Raw genomic sequence first — 522 nt, forward strand, 5'->3', positions numbered from 1 at the left:
ACGATGCCGGCATCGAACTGCCGTAGGAGCCGTAGCCGTACAGCAGCAGCGGCGCGCTGCCGTCGCGCTTGAGATCCTTGCGATGGACGATGGATACCGGAACCTGCGCGCCGTCATGGGAGGTCGCCATGATGCGGGTGGTGACGTAGTCGGCAGGATTGTGGCCGGAGGGAATTTCCTGGCGCTTGCGCAGGGTGCGCGCGCGGCTGACCATATCGTTGTCGAACACTTCCGACGGCGTGGTCATCGACGAATAGGAAAACCGGATCTGCGTGGTGTCGAACTCGTAGCCGCCGATGGTGCCGAGCGAATAGGCCGCCTCGTCGAAGGCGATGGCATGTTCCTGCAAGGTCGCAAGATCCCGGATGACGATGGAGGGCAGCGCATTGGTTCGCTCCATCCGCACCAGATGACCGGAATAAAGTTCGATGTCGATGATGTAGGTGCCGGGCCGATGCGGGATCAGGTCGCGCCAGTTCTTGCGCGCGGGCGATGCCAGCGGCGCGGTGACAATCTTGAAGT

1 pseudogene is annotated in these 522 nt (G+C 62.5%); it reads right to left on the bottom strand.

The features are described from left to right. Positions 1-522 (bottom strand): annotated as a pseudogene (locus D1614_RS28880) (hypothetical protein); the annotation flags it as partial.

Source organism: Maribellus luteus, assembly GCF_003576475.1.
Classification (GTDB): domain Bacteria; phylum Bacteroidota; class Bacteroidia; order Bacteroidales; family Prolixibacteraceae; genus Draconibacterium; species Draconibacterium luteum.